16 protein-coding genes are annotated in these 15,664 nt (G+C 56.1%); 13 read left to right on the forward strand and 3 right to left on the reverse strand.

Translation table 11 applies throughout. From position 1 onward, the window contains the following. Positions 1 to 342 precede the first annotated feature (342 nt). Positions 343 to 1,128: a GTP-sensing pleiotropic transcriptional regulator CodY gene (gene codY, locus C230_RS0118555; RefSeq protein ID WP_018133555.1), complete on the forward strand. Its 786-nt coding sequence runs from the start codon at positions 343 to 345 to the stop codon at positions 1,126 to 1,128. Between the two features lie 40 nt (positions 1,129 to 1,168). Here codY and C230_RS22150 read toward each other — a convergent pair whose 3' ends face one another. After that, positions 1,169 to 2,173 carry a superoxide dismutase gene (locus tag C230_RS22150; protein ID WP_018133556.1) on the reverse strand — a complete coding sequence of 335 codons (1,005 nt, stop codon included), beginning with the start codon at positions 2,171 to 2,173 and terminating at the stop codon, positions 1,169 to 1,171. 306 nt (positions 2,174 to 2,479) lie between these two features. Between C230_RS22150 and C230_RS0118565 the strand changes: the two genes are divergently transcribed. From C230_RS0118565 to C230_RS21035, 3 genes are all read left to right on the forward strand, one after another. Then, positions 2,480 to 2,668 (forward strand): hypothetical protein, encoded by a 189-nt coding sequence (locus C230_RS0118565; protein WP_018133557.1) that lies wholly within the window; start codon positions 2,480 to 2,482, stop codon positions 2,666 to 2,668. A gap of 123 nt (positions 2,669 to 2,791) precedes the next feature. After that, positions 2,792 to 3,205 carry a VOC family protein gene (locus C230_RS22155; RefSeq protein WP_018133558.1) on the forward strand — a complete coding sequence of 138 codons (414 nt, stop codon included), beginning with the start codon at positions 2,792 to 2,794 and terminating at the stop codon, positions 3,203 to 3,205. A gap of 18 nt (positions 3,206 to 3,223) precedes the next feature. Continuing rightward, a complete protein-coding gene (locus C230_RS21035; protein WP_018133559.1) occupies positions 3,224 to 4,165 on the forward strand; it encodes a zinc dependent phospholipase C family protein in 942 nt (313 codons plus the stop codon). A gap of 9 nt (positions 4,166 to 4,174) precedes the next feature. Here the strand turns inward: C230_RS21035 and C230_RS0118580 are convergent, their stop codons facing one another. Both C230_RS0118580 and C230_RS0118585 read right to left on the reverse strand, forming a co-directional pair. Continuing rightward, positions 4,175 to 5,500 carry an MFS transporter gene (locus tag C230_RS0118580; RefSeq protein WP_018133560.1) on the reverse strand — a complete coding sequence of 442 codons (1,326 nt, stop codon included), beginning with the start codon at positions 5,498 to 5,500 and terminating at the stop codon, positions 4,175 to 4,177. Positions 5,501 to 5,619: 119 nt separating this feature from the next. Then, positions 5,620 to 5,898 (reverse strand): hypothetical protein, encoded by a 279-nt coding sequence (locus C230_RS0118585; protein WP_018133561.1) that lies wholly within the window; start codon positions 5,896 to 5,898, stop codon positions 5,620 to 5,622. 167 nt (positions 5,899 to 6,065) lie between these two features. Here C230_RS0118585 and C230_RS0118590 point away from each other — a divergent pair, with 167 nt between their 5' ends. From C230_RS0118590 to C230_RS0118630, 9 genes are all read left to right on the forward strand, one after another. Further along, positions 6,066 to 6,839 (forward strand): Cof-type HAD-IIB family hydrolase, encoded by a 774-nt coding sequence (locus C230_RS0118590; protein WP_018133562.1) that lies wholly within the window; start codon positions 6,066 to 6,068, stop codon positions 6,837 to 6,839. 262 nt (positions 6,840 to 7,101) lie between these two features. Further along, positions 7,102 to 8,622: a histidine ammonia-lyase gene (hutH, locus tag C230_RS0118595; protein WP_018133563.1), complete on the forward strand. Its 1,521-nt coding sequence runs from the start codon at positions 7,102 to 7,104 to the stop codon at positions 8,620 to 8,622. 125 nt (positions 8,623 to 8,747) lie between these two features. Further along, positions 8,748 to 9,941, forward strand: a complete 1,194-nt coding sequence (locus C230_RS0118600) for a helix-turn-helix domain-containing protein (protein ID WP_018133564.1) — start codon at positions 8,748 to 8,750, stop codon at positions 9,939 to 9,941. A 107-nt stretch (positions 9,942 to 10,048) separates the two neighbouring features. Next, positions 10,049 to 11,215, forward strand: coding sequence for an ABC transporter substrate-binding protein (locus C230_RS0118605; RefSeq protein ID WP_018133565.1), 1,167 nt, complete (start codon positions 10,049 to 10,051; stop codon positions 11,213 to 11,215). Between the two features lie 82 nt (positions 11,216 to 11,297). Next, positions 11,298 to 12,179, forward strand: a complete 882-nt coding sequence (locus tag C230_RS0118610) for a branched-chain amino acid ABC transporter permease (protein WP_018133566.1) — start codon at positions 11,298 to 11,300, stop codon at positions 12,177 to 12,179. Positions 12,180 to 12,189: 10 nt separating this feature from the next. Next, a complete protein-coding gene (locus C230_RS0118615) occupies positions 12,190 to 13,134 on the forward strand; it encodes a branched-chain amino acid ABC transporter permease (protein ID WP_051074289.1) in 945 nt (314 codons plus the stop codon). Then, entirely contained in the window at positions 13,127 to 13,897 is a 771-nt protein-coding gene (locus C230_RS0118620) for an ABC transporter ATP-binding protein (protein WP_018133568.1), read from the forward strand. The genes C230_RS0118615 and C230_RS0118620 overlap by 8 nt, the downstream gene beginning before the upstream one ends. Then, positions 13,897 to 14,601, forward strand: a complete 705-nt coding sequence (locus C230_RS0118625; RefSeq protein ID WP_018133569.1) for an ABC transporter ATP-binding protein — start codon at positions 13,897 to 13,899, stop codon at positions 14,599 to 14,601. The genes C230_RS0118620 and C230_RS0118625 overlap by 1 nt, the downstream gene beginning before the upstream one ends. A gap of 88 nt (positions 14,602 to 14,689) precedes the next feature. After that, a complete protein-coding gene (locus tag C230_RS0118630) occupies positions 14,690 to 15,661 on the forward strand; it encodes an agmatinase family protein (protein ID WP_018133570.1) in 972 nt (323 codons plus the stop codon). Positions 15,662 to 15,664 lie beyond the last annotated feature (3 nt).

Below are 15,664 nucleotides of genomic sequence, written 5' to 3' on the forward strand. Positions count from 1 at the left end.
TTTCCGGGTTCCCGAATGTTTCGGCAACCATCCGGATGCCCCATTCGGTGAGGAATTGAAAAAATTTTTCTCCGGACGAAACTTTTTTCCTGCAACTGTCGTCTTTATATAATGGAACACAAATTCCTTTCCCCTTATTGCGAAGGTGCCTGACATGGGCACCTTCGCGCAGTCAGGCTGTTGAAAAAGCTGTCAAATTGCCCGGGCTTGCCGGTATACTATACAGTGTCGTGTTCATTTTTTGCCGGAGTTCGCTTGCGGGAATTTTACCCTTGAAGATTTGTGTGGGCAAGTATAAATATACCAGAATATTCAAATCCTTAGTAAAAGGAGGCGAATTCAATGGAACTTTTGGCAAAAACAAGGCAAATCAACCGGCTGCTGCAAAGAACGGGCGGCCATCACGTCGATTTCAACGAAATGGCAAGGGTGTTACGGGACGTGATCGGCGCCAACGTGTTCATCCTCAGCCGCAAGGGGAAAGTGCTCGGCTATTCGATCGCGCATGAGATCGAAAACGAACGGTTACGGAAAATGATCCAGGAAAGGCAGTTCCCGGAAAGCTATATACGGGAAGCGATGAAGTTCGAAGAAACGTCAACCAATATCGGGATCGAGCATGATTTGACCGCATTTCCGGTCGAGATGCGGGACGACCAGATCCAGGGGTACACCTCGATCGTTCCGATTGTCGGAGGCGGCGACCATCTCGGTGCTTTGATCGTGGCACGCCTGTTCAAGGAATTTAACGACGGCGATATTTTGCTGGCCGAGTATGGTGCGACGGTGGTAGGCACGGAAATTTTGCGTGATCGGATCGAACGGGCCGAACAGGAGATGCGCAACCGCACGACCGCGAGGTTGGTGCTGGAAACTCTGTCGTTCAGCGAAATCGAGGCAATTGAACATGTTTTTGCGGAACTCGAGGGCAAGGAAGGTTTGCTGGTCGCTTCGAAAATCGCCGACAAAGCGGGCATCACCCGTTCGGTGATCGTCAACGCTTTGCGGAAACTGGAAGGGGCCGGCGTGGTTGAATCCCGCTCCCTGGGGATGAAAGGCACTTACATCCGGATCCTCAACGAAAATCTGCTGGACGAGTTGAAAAAACTGAAGATGCCCATACGCTAAAAAATTCCCGGCACTGCTGCAGGTGCCGGGTTTTTGCTGGTTAAAACGGATGCCATCTGATGGTTCGTGCCTGCTCGAAACGCCGATTCACATCTTCCCAGTTCACTACGTTCCACCAGGCTCCGATATAATCCCGCCGATTGTTTTGGTGTTTCAAATAATACGCGTGTTCCCAGACATCCAGCACCAACAGGGGAATCTGGTCCTGCTGGCTGAACAGTTGATGTTTTTCCGCCTGCAAAATTTCCGCCCGGTGGGAACGCGGCGACCAGACAAGCAACGCCCAGCCGACTCCCTCCGCCTTGTCGGCCGCCTCCGTAAAATGCCGCTTGAATTTTTCAAAGCTGCCAAACGTCCGTTCAATCTCCTGACCGATCGCGCCCGTTGCCGGTCCCCCGCCATGCGGTTTCATGTTGTTCCAGAAAATCGAGTGCAGATAATGGCCTGCCCCGTGGAACGCTGCCTCTCTCTCCCAATGCCGGATCAGGTTGAAATCTCCGGTTTCGCGCGCTTTCTGCATTTCTTTTTCCGCTTTGTTCAAGCCGTCGACGTAACTTTTGTGGTGTTTGGTATGGTGGATGCGCATCGTTTTTTCGTCAATATGCGGCTCGAGAGCGTCGTATTCGTAAGGCAGCGGGGGCAGGACGTGTTCCCCGATCGGCACCGGGCGATACGCCGCTTCCGCATGTTGTTCGGCAAACCTTGTTTGCCCGTGGCAATTTTGACCGTGAACCAACTGGAAGTGAGGCCGGACCATATGTTTTTCCAAAAAACGGATGAACTCTGCGTGCATATCCGTACCTTGCCGCAGCAGTGCATGCGTCGCCGGGGAAATCGTATAGAACCAACCTGTCCGTTCCGCATTCCTTTGTTCTTCCGCTTGTTTTCGCAGCCACGAAAATTGCCGGAGCCATTCGTCCAGCTGTTCTTTCAACGCATCCGAATCGGCCCATTTTCTTTGCAGATTGGAGATGTATTTTTCCTGATGGCGCGCCCAATAGATGATATGATTCAACCATTGTGTCTCGGCTGACGAGGGAAACATGAGTCATTCCATCCTCCTGTCACGGTTTGGGATACCAGCCTCCATTTCACGGTATGTAACGATGGGCGTTTTGGGTACTGATCAGGGTTTCGGTGCAGGGGACGGTTCAAATGTGAAATTTTTGTGAAAGTTTGTTAATATTACAATAAGATCGGAAATACGCTAGAAACACAACCTTTTTCGGGGAGTGGTGGCGGTGAAGGGACGTCTGCTGGCCGTGTTTGTAGTCTCCTTGGTGTTATGGGCGGGATTGGTCTATCTGTCACGCTGACAACAGCATGAAAAAATTCGCGGGGAGGCGATTGCATGATGGCGAAAAGCGGAACGCTCGTCTATCTCTGTACCGTCTGCAACGAGCCGTATTTTGCGGATCGGTCGACCGAGTTTTTGCTGTTGCAGAAAGACGGTTTTGAGTGCAAAACGTGCGGACAGTATTCGAGTTTTACCGAGGAATTGAAAGACCATATCCGGGCCGGATGGCGGCAAAAAGGGTGATTTTGACGACGCACCGGTCGGGGGACCGGTGGAAGGCGGTTCTCGGTTTGCAAGAGCCTGCGGGCTCTTTTTTCTGTAACTGCCGTATTGTGACTGCTTTATAATGGAGGCGGAGGGGAGTGTATGTTTCAAACGCATGGGGTGAATCACATTACGATTTTCGTTCGGGATTTGGATCGGTCGTTGGAGTTTTATACGAAAATCTTGCGGATGAAGGTGGTGCGACAGGGGGGCGATTATGCTTACCTGGAATCGGGGACGACCTGGTTTTGCATCGCGCAAAAACCTTCCGGCCGGCAGGTGTGCGACCGGATTGGTGTCAACCATCTTGCGCTGACGGTCAGTGCCGAGGAATTTGAAGAGGCGGTTGCCCATTTGCGTGAAAATCAGATACCGATCGTACGCGGGCCGGTGATTCGCGGGATCGGCAAAACGATCAATTTTTTGGATCCGGACGGATTGCAGTGGGAGTTTCACACATCCAATCTGGCAGAACGAATGACTGTCATCGAACAGATGGAACGACAAAACGGATAGCAGGGGAGCGGGAATGCGGTGCCAAACATCTGGACCCATTTGATTTTCGGACGGGAAGTGCTGCGGACGATCGGCCGTGCGGATCTGGCTGCCGGGGAGACGATCAACGTATTTCATCTGGGGTGCCAAGGACCGGATTTTTTGTTCTACCACAACTTTCTGCCATGGCAGAAGGATACCCGGCTGAACGAACTGGGGCAGGCGATTCATCTTCGCCATTGCGGACCTTTCCTGCTTGAGCTGGTGCGGACAGTGCGAGGAAGGCCGCTGCAGGATCCGGCTGTGATCTACATGCTCGGGTTTCTTACCCATCATGTCCTGGACCGCAACATGCATCCGTACATTCATTACAAGGCGGGGTATGCAAGGTGGAATCATCAGCGGCTGGAGGTGATTCTGGACACGCTGTTTGCGAAAAAATATTTGACGGTTGACACTTCGACCACCCCGGTCTGGAGACAGTTTTACACCGGCCGCGATTTGCCCACGGACGTGGCCAGGATGCTGCAGTGGGCGGCGGCCAAGTTTTTCCCGGAGCTGGCGGGCGGCATCCGGGAAGCCGACTGGGTGGACGCCTACCGGGACATGGTGCGGGCGTGGCAAATTTTTCACGATCCGACCGGTATCAAAAGGATTCTCACATGCGGCAGGATTGATCCGTTTGTCTACAAACGGAGAATCGCCCCGCTCGATTATCTGAACGAGGCGAAACAGGTCTGGCACCATCCGGCTGCGCTGGAAGAGAGTCGCACCGACAGCGTATGGGAGCTGTGGGAACAGGCGCTGGCGGATGGAGCGGCGGTGCTGCAGGCAGTGGTCGAATGCCTGGAACAGGCGTGCGCAACGGGCGAATCGCCGAGTGAAGCGCGACTGGCGGAGGCGATTGGCAACTTGTCGTACGACACCGGTAAACCTTGCGACAGCGGGCTGGAACCTCGCTACGCGAATCCGCTTTTTTGATCCAGTGCCTCACATCGGCTGCGAATCGCTTGGCGCCGATTCGACCGGAGGCGGGGATACCACGTTTGGTTCGGGTTTCCGCAGCGCCTCCCGCCGCCCTTTCATCAGGTCGACGCGGGTCAGCAGGGCGATTCCGGCGAGGAAGAACAGCACCAGCGAAAAGATGCCCATCCGGCTGGACGAGGTAAGCTGTCCGACGAGGGCGAAGGCAAACGGCCCGAAGATCGACGCGAATTTGCTCGAGATATTGAGAAACCCGAAAAATTCGGCAGAGCGCCCAACCGGCACCAGATTGCTGTAGATCGAACGGGCGACCGCCTGGCTGCCTCCCTGCACGAATCCGACCATGATCGCCAGCATGTAAAAGTGCAGGGCCGTTTGCATAAAGTAGCCGAGCACCACGATCACCACATAGATGAGGAGCGACACATACAGGGACGCTTTCGACCCCAGCCGCTCGGCCAATTTTCCGAACAGGAGCGTAAAGGGAATCCCCACGAACTGGGTGATCAGCAGGGCGGCGATCAGATCGCCTGTGCCAATCCCGATTTCCCGTCCGTAAATTGTAGCCATCGTGATGATTGTGTTAATTCCGTCGTTAAAAAACCAGAACGCGACGATAAACTTCACCAGTTCCGGATAATGCGCCAATTCCTTCAGCGTGCGCCAGGTACGCGAAAAGCCGGCTTTGGCATACCGGGAGACCGTCAGTCCCGTTTGCACGGGGCGATCCTTGACATGGCGAAACAGGGGCAAGGAGAACAGGAACCACCAAACGCTGACACTGGCGAACGATACGTAGGTGGCTGTCAGGGAATCGGGGAGCAGAAACCAAGCGGGCTTCTGGATCATTGCCAGGTTGACGGCCAGTAAGATCCCGCCGCCGATATACCCGAACGCATACCCTTTCGCTGAGATATAGTCCCTTTTTTCAGGCGGAACCAGGTCGGTCAGCAGCGCGTCATAGAACGTGTTGCCGCCGGAAAAGCCGAGTGTGCCTAGGATCAGCAAAACGGAAGCGAGCAGATAATCCCCTTCGTCCACCAGCACAAACAACAGGGAGGAAATGACGCCGAGATAAGTAAAAAAGCGCAGGAAGCGGACTTTTGAACCCGCCATGTCGGCGACCGCCCCTAGCACCGGCGACAAAATGGCAACCAGCAGCATGGCGATCGACTGCGTGTAACCCCAGTAGGAAGTTGCCGTCGTTTTGTCGAGCGTTTTCGCCGCCACATCGGTGTAAAAAATCGGTAGTACGGCTGCTATCATCGTCGTCACGAAGGCCGAATTGGCCCAGTCGTACATCACCCACCCGCGGACTGCTTTCCTGTCCATTGCAAGTTCTCCCCTCATAAAAATTCACAATATTTCCTATTGTTCTATTATACCGCGGTTTTGGAACTGGATGTGTGAAAATAAAAAACGCCCGTGTGTCGGGCTGTTTTTTCGCGGACTTATTTCAAACGCTGACTCACCAGCCGAATGATGTCCAGAATCTGCTCGCTGCTTTCCGCCTTTTCGATTTGTTCGATCAGCTCGCGCACCGTATTCTTTTTGGTGATCCAGGGTGAAGGCGCGACGTCCATGCTCAGCAGGCTCATGATTTGCACGAGACGCGCGCGAACGGCCTTTTTTGCCACTTGTATGTCAATGTTCTTGCCGTTTTTGATTTGTTCCAGCAAACGTTCCGCCAGTTCAATCGTTCCCTGCGTAGCGTGTTCTACATGAGTCATTGAAAATACCTCCAACGTTTTTCCATGTCACAAGTTTGCAAATCTATTGTACACTCTTTTGCGAGTTTCGACACGTTGTTTTGCAGAGGTGGTTCGGGTTGGCGGTTGCAAAATGGGGGCGCAGAGGAGAAGATAGAGGCAGGGAGTCGTGGGAGAAGGGAGAAACCATGCGATACAAAATCGTATTTTTCGACGTCGATGGGACGCTGCTTAATGAAAAAAAACAGATCCCGCTGGATGCGAAAGAGGCTGTTTGCAAGTTGAGGGAACGGGGCGTTGAGGTGGTGATCGCGACCGGCAGGGCTCCGTTTCACTGCCGGTCGATCGCAGAGGAACTGGGGATCGATTCGTTTGTCAGTTTCAACGGTTCCTATGTGGTATCCAAAGGGCAGCCGATTTATCAACGGATGATCGGGAAAGCGACATTGGAGTCGTTGGAGCAGTTTGCCCGAGAATGGGGCCATCCGCTTGTTTTCCTCGGCAGTCAGGAATGCTATTCGAATTGTGAACAGCATCCCCATGTCACCGCGTCGTTTGCAGCGCTGCAGCTGAAAGTTCCGCGCTATCGGCCGGATTACTGGAGGACATCGGACATCTATCAAGCGTTTCTCTATTGTGAAGCGCATGAGGAGCATCCCTACACCCGCCGCTTTTCCGACCTTTCGTTCATTCGCTGGCACCGGTTTGCAATGGATGTGCTGCCGGCCGGCGGATCGAAGGCGCGAGGGGTCGAAGCGATGCTCAAGCATCTTGGCCTATCGCCGTCAGAAGCGGTGGCATTCGGCGACGGGGTAAACGATAAAGAGATGTTGGCGTTTGTCGGAATGGGCATTGCGATGGGCAACGCGGACCGGGAAGTGAAACGGTTCGCCAAATTCGTGACCAAACATGTGAATGAAGGCGGCATCCGCTACGGACTGGAACAGATTCAGCTGCTGTAGATTTGACGTCTCGGGGCGTCCGCACTAAGCCGCTATGCTGCAGCAAAATTTTTTCCGGCAGGCAGGAACAAATCGCCGGTTTCGCGTATATACTATCTGCAAGCCAAAAATCGGATTTCATACAGATGGTGGCGAGGCATTATGAGAAGGTTGCAGCGGACAACCGAACAGATGCCCTGGAAAAACAGAGGCTGCATGGAAGGTACCAACTCCATGCAGCCCCTTTTGTTTTGCTAAAGCGGGAAAGGGGTAGACAGCTAACATGGTAACGGTAGACGGTTCCACTTTGCAATTGGAAGATGTGATCAAGGTCGCATGTGCCGGTGAGAAGGTTGCGATTTCGCCGGAAGCATGGGAGCGGGTGGCGCGCTGCCGGGCACGGGTCGAGCAGATGGTGGCCAATCGTGAGACGGTGTACGGCGTCACCACCGGTTTTGGAAAATTTGCCGATGTGTCGATTTCGCCCGGCGACGCCGAGCAGTTGCAAGCCAACCTGATCCGCAGCCACGCTTGCGCTGTGGGAACCGCATTGCCGCAGGATGTGGCGCGGGCGATCATGGTGCTGCGTGCGAATGCCTTGGCCAAGGGCTATTCGGGCATCTCGGAAGCAACATTGCGTTTGCTGGTCGATTGTTTGAACCATGGCGTGCATCCGGTGATTCCGGAGAAAGGATCGCTCGGCGCAAGCGGGGATTTGGCACCGCTGTCCCATCTGGCTCTGTTGTTGATGGGCGAGGGAGAAGCAAAGTTCCAAGGGAAGCGGATGCCTGCCCAGCAGGCGCTGGCCCGAGCCGGCTTAGCGCCTGTCCGGTTGCGGGCGAAGGAAGGGCTGGCGTTGATCAACGGCACGCAGGTGATGACCGCGATCGGGGCTTTGACGTTTGCGCGTGCCGAACGTTTGGCCAAAATCGCCGACGTGATCGCCGCCATGACTTGCGAGGTGCTGCGGGGGATAGCGGATGCGTATGACGAGGGAATTCAGCAGGTGCGTCCCTATCCGGAGCAGGCGGTGGTGGCGGCCAATCTGCGGGACCTGTTGCACGGATCGCAGTTGACCACGAGACAAGGGGAGCTGCGGGTGCAGGACGCCTATTCATTGCGTTGCATCCCGCAGGTGCACGGGGCGGTTCGCCAGGTGTTAACCTATGTGGCAGACAAATTGGCGGTCGAGATCAATGCCGCCACCGACAACCCGCTGATTTTCCTGGAGACCGGCCGGGTCATATCAGGCGGCAATTTTCACGGGCAGCCGATCGCGTTTGCCATGGATTTTCTGAAAATCGGCCTCAGCGAGCTGGCCAACATCTCGGAACGTCGCCTCGAGCGGATGGTCAACGGGCAGCTTTCCGGCGGGCTGCCGCCGTTTCTGTCGCGGCGGCCGGGACTGGAGTCGGGAATGATGATCGCCCAGTATGTGGCTGCCTCGCTGGTCTCGGAAAACAAAGTGTTGTGCCACCCGTCCAGCGTCGATTCGATCCCGTCCTCGGCCAATCAGGAGGATCATGTCAGCATGGGTACCAACGCCGCGCAGCATGCGGCGCAGGTGGTGGAAAATGCGGCCCGCGTGCTGGCGATCGAGCTGATCGCCGCTTGCGAGGCTGCGGAGCACCAAGGGGCGGACCGTCTGGCGCCGGCGACCCGAGTATTGTACGAGGTGGTGCGGGAGACGGTGGAGCCGATTTTGCAGGACCGTTCCCTGACGGCAGATATCGAACGGACGGCGCGGGCGCTGCTGGACGGCAGCTGGTTGCAGCGTGTGCAAACAGCGGTTATGGTGAAGTAAAGAATGTTGAACCGCGGCCCACGCCAGGGCCGTCGGTTCAGGGGGAAGGCGGGGAACAGCAGTGAAGCAGGAGGCGGGGTACCCCGATCTGCGCTGCGGTTACTCGGGAAAGGGAGGAGACGGCGGTGAAGCAGGACGCGCGGCAGGCGGCTTTTTCCCATCTGTTGCTGTCGGGGACGGTGGTGCACGAGGCCGTTTTTGAAGAGATGCAGGAGACCTTGGGGGTGTTTGTCCGGCCCAACGCGGTGCTGGTGGTGTCAGTCGACCGCTATCCCGATCTGGCCCTCGGCAAGCCGTTGAGCTGGCGGATCGACATCGGCCGCCGGGTGGTGGAGAGCGTCCAGCGGGCGCTGCAGGAACCGTTCGTCTGGGTTTGGGTGGCGGAGGGGGTGCTGGCTGTTCTGATCGAGCTTCGCTTGGAACAGCCGATCGCAACCGCCTATCAGCAGGCGACCGATAAAATCGCCCGGCGGATTCAGCGTTACGCCGATCAACAGGCGGTGTCACTGTCGATCGGCATCGGCAGCTATTGCGACAACCCGTATCTGCTGCAATATGCGTACGAGGAAGCGAAAGAATCGATGATCGACCGTTTTTTTCAAGGGAACCGGCTGATTTTTCACTATGAAAGGAAAAACGGGACGCAGCCGCAATGGAATGATCCGCTCCATCCGGAAGAGCGCGCGGAACTGCTCGCCCGCATCCGGATTGGCGATCGGGCTGGAGCGGTCCGCTTGCTGAAATCCATCCTGCAAAAATTGGCGAACGTCTATCGCCGGAATGTCGACATGTTCAAGTCGGAGGTGATCGATCTGGTCACCGGCATCAGCCGGGGAGTGATCGAGGCAGGAGCGGACGCCGCTGCGATTTTATCGGAAAACTCGCGGTTTATTCAGGATCTGTACAGCACGATCCGCTACGACAAATTCGAGCAGAAAGTATGCGACTACGTCTGCCGTCTGGCGGAACAAGTGGAAGATGCCAATCTCTCGCACGTCAGTCCGATCATTCGGCAAGCGATCCGCTACATGCAGGAGCATCTCCAGCGAGCTGTCTCTTTGTGCGAAGTAGCACAATTTTGTTGTGTCAGCGCGTACCATTTCAGCCGCTTGTTCAAAAAAGAGGTGGGCTGCAGTTTCGTCGACTATGCAAACCGGATGCGGCTGCGCAAGGCGTTATATTACCTGGAAGCCACCGATTGCACGATCCAGCAGGTGGCTCACTATGCGGGGTTCCAGGACGCCAATTATTTCAGCCGCATTTTTAAGAGGTACATGCACACCACCCCGACCGAATATCGGAAAGCAAAATTGTGCTAATGGTGGACAAATTCGTCTGGTCAGGAACAAGCGAATCGCGTAGTAGAATTGAGAGGCGAAAGAGTTATCAAAAAATTGAAATATCGCAGAAAAAAGGGGGGCTTCACTTGAAAAATCGTTCGCTTGTTCTCACGGGAATCTTGGGAATTGCCTTGCTCGCTGCCGGTTGCGGCGGCAAGTCGGCAGACACGGCTGCCGGCCAGAATGCAAAGGGAGGAGCCGACACGATCAAAATCGGCTGGTTCGGGCCTTTGACCGGTCCGACGGCGACCGACGGCACCCACAGCCGGGATGCAGCGATGCTGGCGGTGGAGCAGGTCAATGCGGCCGGCGGTATCAACGGCAAGCAAGTGGAGTTGGTGGCGGAAGACGATCAGGGCAAGCCGGAAGAAGCGTTAAAAGCGGTGCAAAAGCTGATCAACAGCGACAAGGTGGTTGCGCTGGTCGGGGGAGCGTACAGCGGACCGACCAAAACGGTCGCACCGAAAGTGCAGGAAGCGAAAGTCCCGATGGTGGTTGCCTATGCGGTGCACCCGGATGCGACCAAAGGCGGGGATTATATCAACCGCGTGATTTATACCGGCCCCATTCAGGGGAAAGCGATGGCAGACTACGCGGTAAACGATTTAAACAAGAAAAATTTTGCGGTTCTCTATGTGGACATCGATTACGGCAAATCGATTTACGGTGCGTTTCAGGAACAAGTGCAAAAACTGGGGGCGAAAGTGGTCATCGACCGGCCGTTTAAAATGGGCGACAAAGACTTCAGCTCCGTTTTAACGGCGGTAAAGGCCGCGAATCCGGATGCGCTGTATATCGTCGGCTATTACAACGAAGCGTCCGCCATTGTGAAACAGGCAAGGGAATTGGGGATCACCGCCCAGTTGCTGGGGGTAGACGGGTTCGACTCGCCGAAATATCTGGAATTGGGCAAAAGCAACACGGAAGGTTCGATTTTTACCACCTCCTTCTATACGAGCGATCCGCGGGACGTGGTGCAGAAGTTTGTGAAAGCCTGGACGGCCAAGTACAAGGGAGAACCGGATATGCTTTCGTCGCAAAGTTATGATGCGGCGATGGTCATTCTGGAGGCACTGAAGAAAGCCGGAACGGACAGGGAAAAACTGGCGAAGGCGATCAACGAAACGAAAGACTTCGAAGGAACGTCCGGCAAGATTGCGTTTGGCAAGGATCACGAGGTGATCAAACCGGTCGTGTTTATGACCGTCAAGGACGGCAAGTTTCAGTTCGTCAAAACGAAAATTTATCAGTAACCGATCCCCTGAACGCGGGCGAACGGGGGCCTTTTGCGGTCCCCTATTTTCCCCGGGTTTCAGGAAAGGAGTGAACCGGAGCGTGTTGGCACAACAGTTGTTGAACGGGGTGACGCTGGGTTTCCTCTACGTGTTGATCGCAGTCGGCCTGACCATGGTCTATGGCGTGTTGAAACTGCTGCATTTTGCTCATGGCGTGCTCTACATGGTCGGTGCGTTTGCTGCAATGGTTGGCATCCTGTATTTGAAATTGAATTTTTTCGCCGCTCTGTTGTTCGCCATGGCGGTCGCAGCCGCCGCCGGCATGCTGATTGAGAAGTTCGCCTACCGGCCGCTGCGCGGGGTGCATCCGATCACGACGCTGATCAGCGGCATCGGTGTGGCGATTTTCCTGGAAAATCTGTTTCAAATCCTGTTTACGGCGGAACCGCGGGCCTTTCCGGAAGCGGGAATCGAAGTATCGATCATCCAATTGACCGGATCTGTCAGCCTGACCAATGTCAAGCTGTATATCATCCTCGCTGGCGTGCTGGCACTGGCATTCCTGTATCTGTTTCTCAAATTTACGAAAACGGGGATCGCCATCCAGGCGGCGGCACAGGATTTGCGCGCCGCATCGCTGATGGGGGTGAATGTCAACCGGGTGGTTTCCGTCACGTTTCTGATCGGCTCCGCATTGGCCGCTCTCGCCGGGGTGCTGGTGGCGGTCAATTTCAACTCGCTGTTTCCGACGATGGGATCGATCCCTGGACTGAAGGCGTTCTGTGTCGTCGTGCTGGGCGGCCTCGGATCGATTCCCGGAACGGTGGTCGGCGGTTTGCTGCTCGGCATCATCGAATCGCTCAGCGACGGGTTTCTGACCGGCATGATCATCGACAAGGATGCGATTGCGTTCGTGATTTTGATTGCGATTCTGCTGGTAAAGCCTTCCGGATTGTTTGGCCGGATCGTCGAGAAGGTGTAGGTGATTGGCGGTGGATGCGATTTTGAATCCGTATTATGTTGATATCGTTGTATTCTGGATGATTTATGTGCTGCTTGGCCTTGGACTGAATCTGGTGACCGGCTACGCAGGGCAGGTATCGCTCGGCCACGCCGCATTTTACGGGATCGGCGCCTACACGTCGGCCATCTTATCTGTTACATTCGGCGTCAACGCGTGGCTTTCGATGATCGCGGCGGTCGTGTTCACGTTTTTTGTCAGTGCGATTTTGGGGCTGCCCAGTTTGCGGGTGCGCGAGGATTTCCTGGCGATTACCACACTGGGGCTGGGGCTGATCGTGCAGTCGGTGTTTAAAAACGCGGGCATCACCGGGGGAGCCTACGGGATCGATCGTATCCCCCTGCCGTCCTTGTTTGGCGTCGAACTGAAAAATGCCGGGTATCTGCTGCTTGTCACACTGGTGATGGTGCTCGCGATTTACATGCTCAAGCGAATGACCGAATCGCGGATTGGCCGCGCCTGGCGAACCATCCGGGAGGACGAGACGATGGCGCAGTCGATGGGAATCAACACCACGTACTACAAGGTGCTGGCATTTGCCATCGGGGGTGCTTATGCCGGGTTGGCGGGGAGCCTGTTCGCTCACAAAGTGTCGTTCATCAACGCGGACTCATTTGGTTTTTCCGTTTCCGCCACGGTCCTCAGCATGGTGGTGCTGGGGGGGCTTGGCAGCATCCGCGGCACGCTGTTCGGCGTCACATTGCTCTATCTGTTGCCCGAACTGTTCCGCCTGTTCGATTTGCAGGTGATTGACGAAAAAGATCTGGATACGTACAAGATGATGCTTTACGGATTGTTGATGGTGCTGGTCATGCGCTACCGGCCGAAAGGACTGTTCGGCAGGTTTGGCGTCAAACGCTCGCAGTTTCGCCCCTTTCGCAGGGCGAAGGTAAAGGAAGGTGGCCACGTTGCTTAGCGTTGAATCGGTCAGCAAGCGGTTTGGCGGGCTGCTGGCGGTCGACAGTGTGAGTTTGCATGTCCGGCAGGGCGAAATTCTCGGGCTGATCGGACCGAACGGCGCTGGCAAAACCACTTTTTTCAATATGTTAACCGGTCTGTACAAACCGGACGCAGGCGTCATCCGGTTTGAAGGAACCGAGATCCAGGGGCTGGCGCCGTTCCGAATCGCCAACTGCGGCATCGCCAGAACGTTTCAGAACATCCGGCTGCTGAAGGATGAAACGGTGCTGGAAAACGTCAAAATCGGCATGTTCCGCACCACCAATTCGGGTCTGTGGTCCGCCATTTTACGGTTGAAGTCGTCCCAAACGGAAGAACGCCTGACCGAGGAAGAAAGCCTGCGGATTTTGCAAACGGTCGGGTTGCAGGGATTCGAGAATCAGTTGGCAGGCGCTCTCTCATACGGCAACCAACGGCGGGTGGAAATTGCCCGGGCCCTCGTGTCAAAGCCCAAGCTTTTGCTGCTGGATGAGCCGACCGCCGGGATGAACGCCCAAGAGGTGCAGGAAATGGCGGAGCTGATTCGGCAGATCCGGGACAGCGGCACGACCGTCATCCTGATCGAACACAATGTGGCGATGGTGGTCGGGTTGTGCAACCGGATTGCCGTGCTCGATCACGGAATAAAAATTGCCGACGGCCCGCCGCACGAAGTGGTCGCCGATCCGGCCGTGATCGAGGCGTACATCGGCAAAGACGAGATGGCGGAGGCGATGTGATGTTACAGATTGAACACCTGAACGTGTCGTACGGCAGCATTCAGGCGGTTCGCGGCTTATCGCTGTCTGTCAAGCGGGGGGAAGCGGTGGCTTTGATCGGCTCCAACGGAGCGGGCAAAACGACCACCCTCAATGCAATCTGCGGCGTGATTCCAAGCCGCGGGTCGATCCTGTACAACGGCAAGCAGTTGAACGGCCTCGCCCCCCACCGGATTGTGCGGGAAGGCATCATCATGGTGCCCGAGGGCAGGCGGATTTTTCCGAAACTGACGGTCGTCCAAAACCTGCTGATGGGGGCCTACTCGCGGAAACTGTCAAAATCCGCCCTGGAGCAGGAGATGGAGTTTGTCTATCAACTGTTCCCCCGGCTGGCGGAACGGAAAAACCAGTCGGCCGGCACGATGAGCGGCGGCGAGCAGCAGATGCTGGCGATCGGCCGGGCACTGATGGCCGACCCGCAACTGCTGATTTTGGATGAACCTTCGATGGGGCTGGCGCCGATTGTGGTCAAGGACATTTACAAGACGATCCGGGAGATCAAACAGCGCGGCCTGACGATTTTGCTGGTCGAACAAAACGCCAGCATGGCGCTGTCCGTGTCCGACCGGTGCTACGTGTTGGAACACGGCGAAATCCGTTACAGCGATACGGCCGACAATCTGCGCAACCAGGACATCGTGAAAAAAGCCTACTTGGGCGGCTGAATCCGGTTTGCGGAATGGAAACTGTCAGACAGGCTGCTACCCGGGTTTGAAGCCATCCGGGCGGCTGAGTCGAAACGGGGGGATACGCTTGCACAAAATCGATTTGCTCAACCCGCCGGAACTGGTGCGCCGGTTGAACTGGCGGGACCGCTATGAAACGAAAGTGGCGCAATGGCTGCTGCCGTGGGACGGAGAAGAAGCGGTCGAGATCGGCTTTATCGGGGTGCCGCTGTCCAAAACCTCGATCAGCGTATCGGGTGCCTCGCTGACACCGAACGCGCTGCGCGAGCTGTTTGCCAATGTGACCACCTACAGCATCGATTACGACGTCGACCTGCAGGAACTGAAAGCGCGCGATCTGGGCGACATCCAGATGCATGTGACCGATTTGCTGCGCTGCCACGCCAATATCGAGCAGGGGCTGGCCAACGTGTACGAGACGCTGCCCGACCTGTTTCCGATCATCGCCGGCGGCGATCATTCCATCACGTGCCCGTCGGTGAAAGCGTTCAAGCGGCGCTATCCCGGAAAAATCGGGATCGTGCAGATCGATTCCCATATGGATGTCCGGAATCTGGAAGACGGCGGCCCTTCCAACGGTACGCCGATCCGGGGACTGCTCGAATCCGGCACGGTCGAAGGGCGTCACATCGCCCAGATCGGGCTGCACAGCTTTGCCAATTCGAAGCCGTACCGGGACTATGCCCGGGCGCAGGGGATCACCCAGTTCACAGCCCGGCAGGTTGCGAGGGAAGGCATCGAACCGATCGTCAGGCAAGCGATGGCGGTGGCGGGCGACGGCACCGATGCGATCTATGTGACGGTCGATATGGATGTGCTGGATCAGGCGTATGCGCCGGGCGTTCCAGCGATGGTGGCGGCCGGCATGACATCCTGGCAATTGCTCGACGCGGTCTACCTGCTGGGACAAAATCCGCAGGTCAAGGGGCTTGACGTCGTCTGCGTCGACCCGGTGCAGGACCCGCGCCGGGCGACCGTTCGCACCGCTTTGTATGTGATATTGACGTTTCTGGCCGGGTATATGAAGCGAAAACCGTGAATC

Source organism: Effusibacillus pohliae DSM 22757 (assembly GCF_000376225.1).
In the GTDB taxonomy this organism is placed as follows: Bacteria; Bacillota; Bacilli; order Tumebacillales; family Effusibacillaceae; genus Effusibacillus; species Effusibacillus pohliae.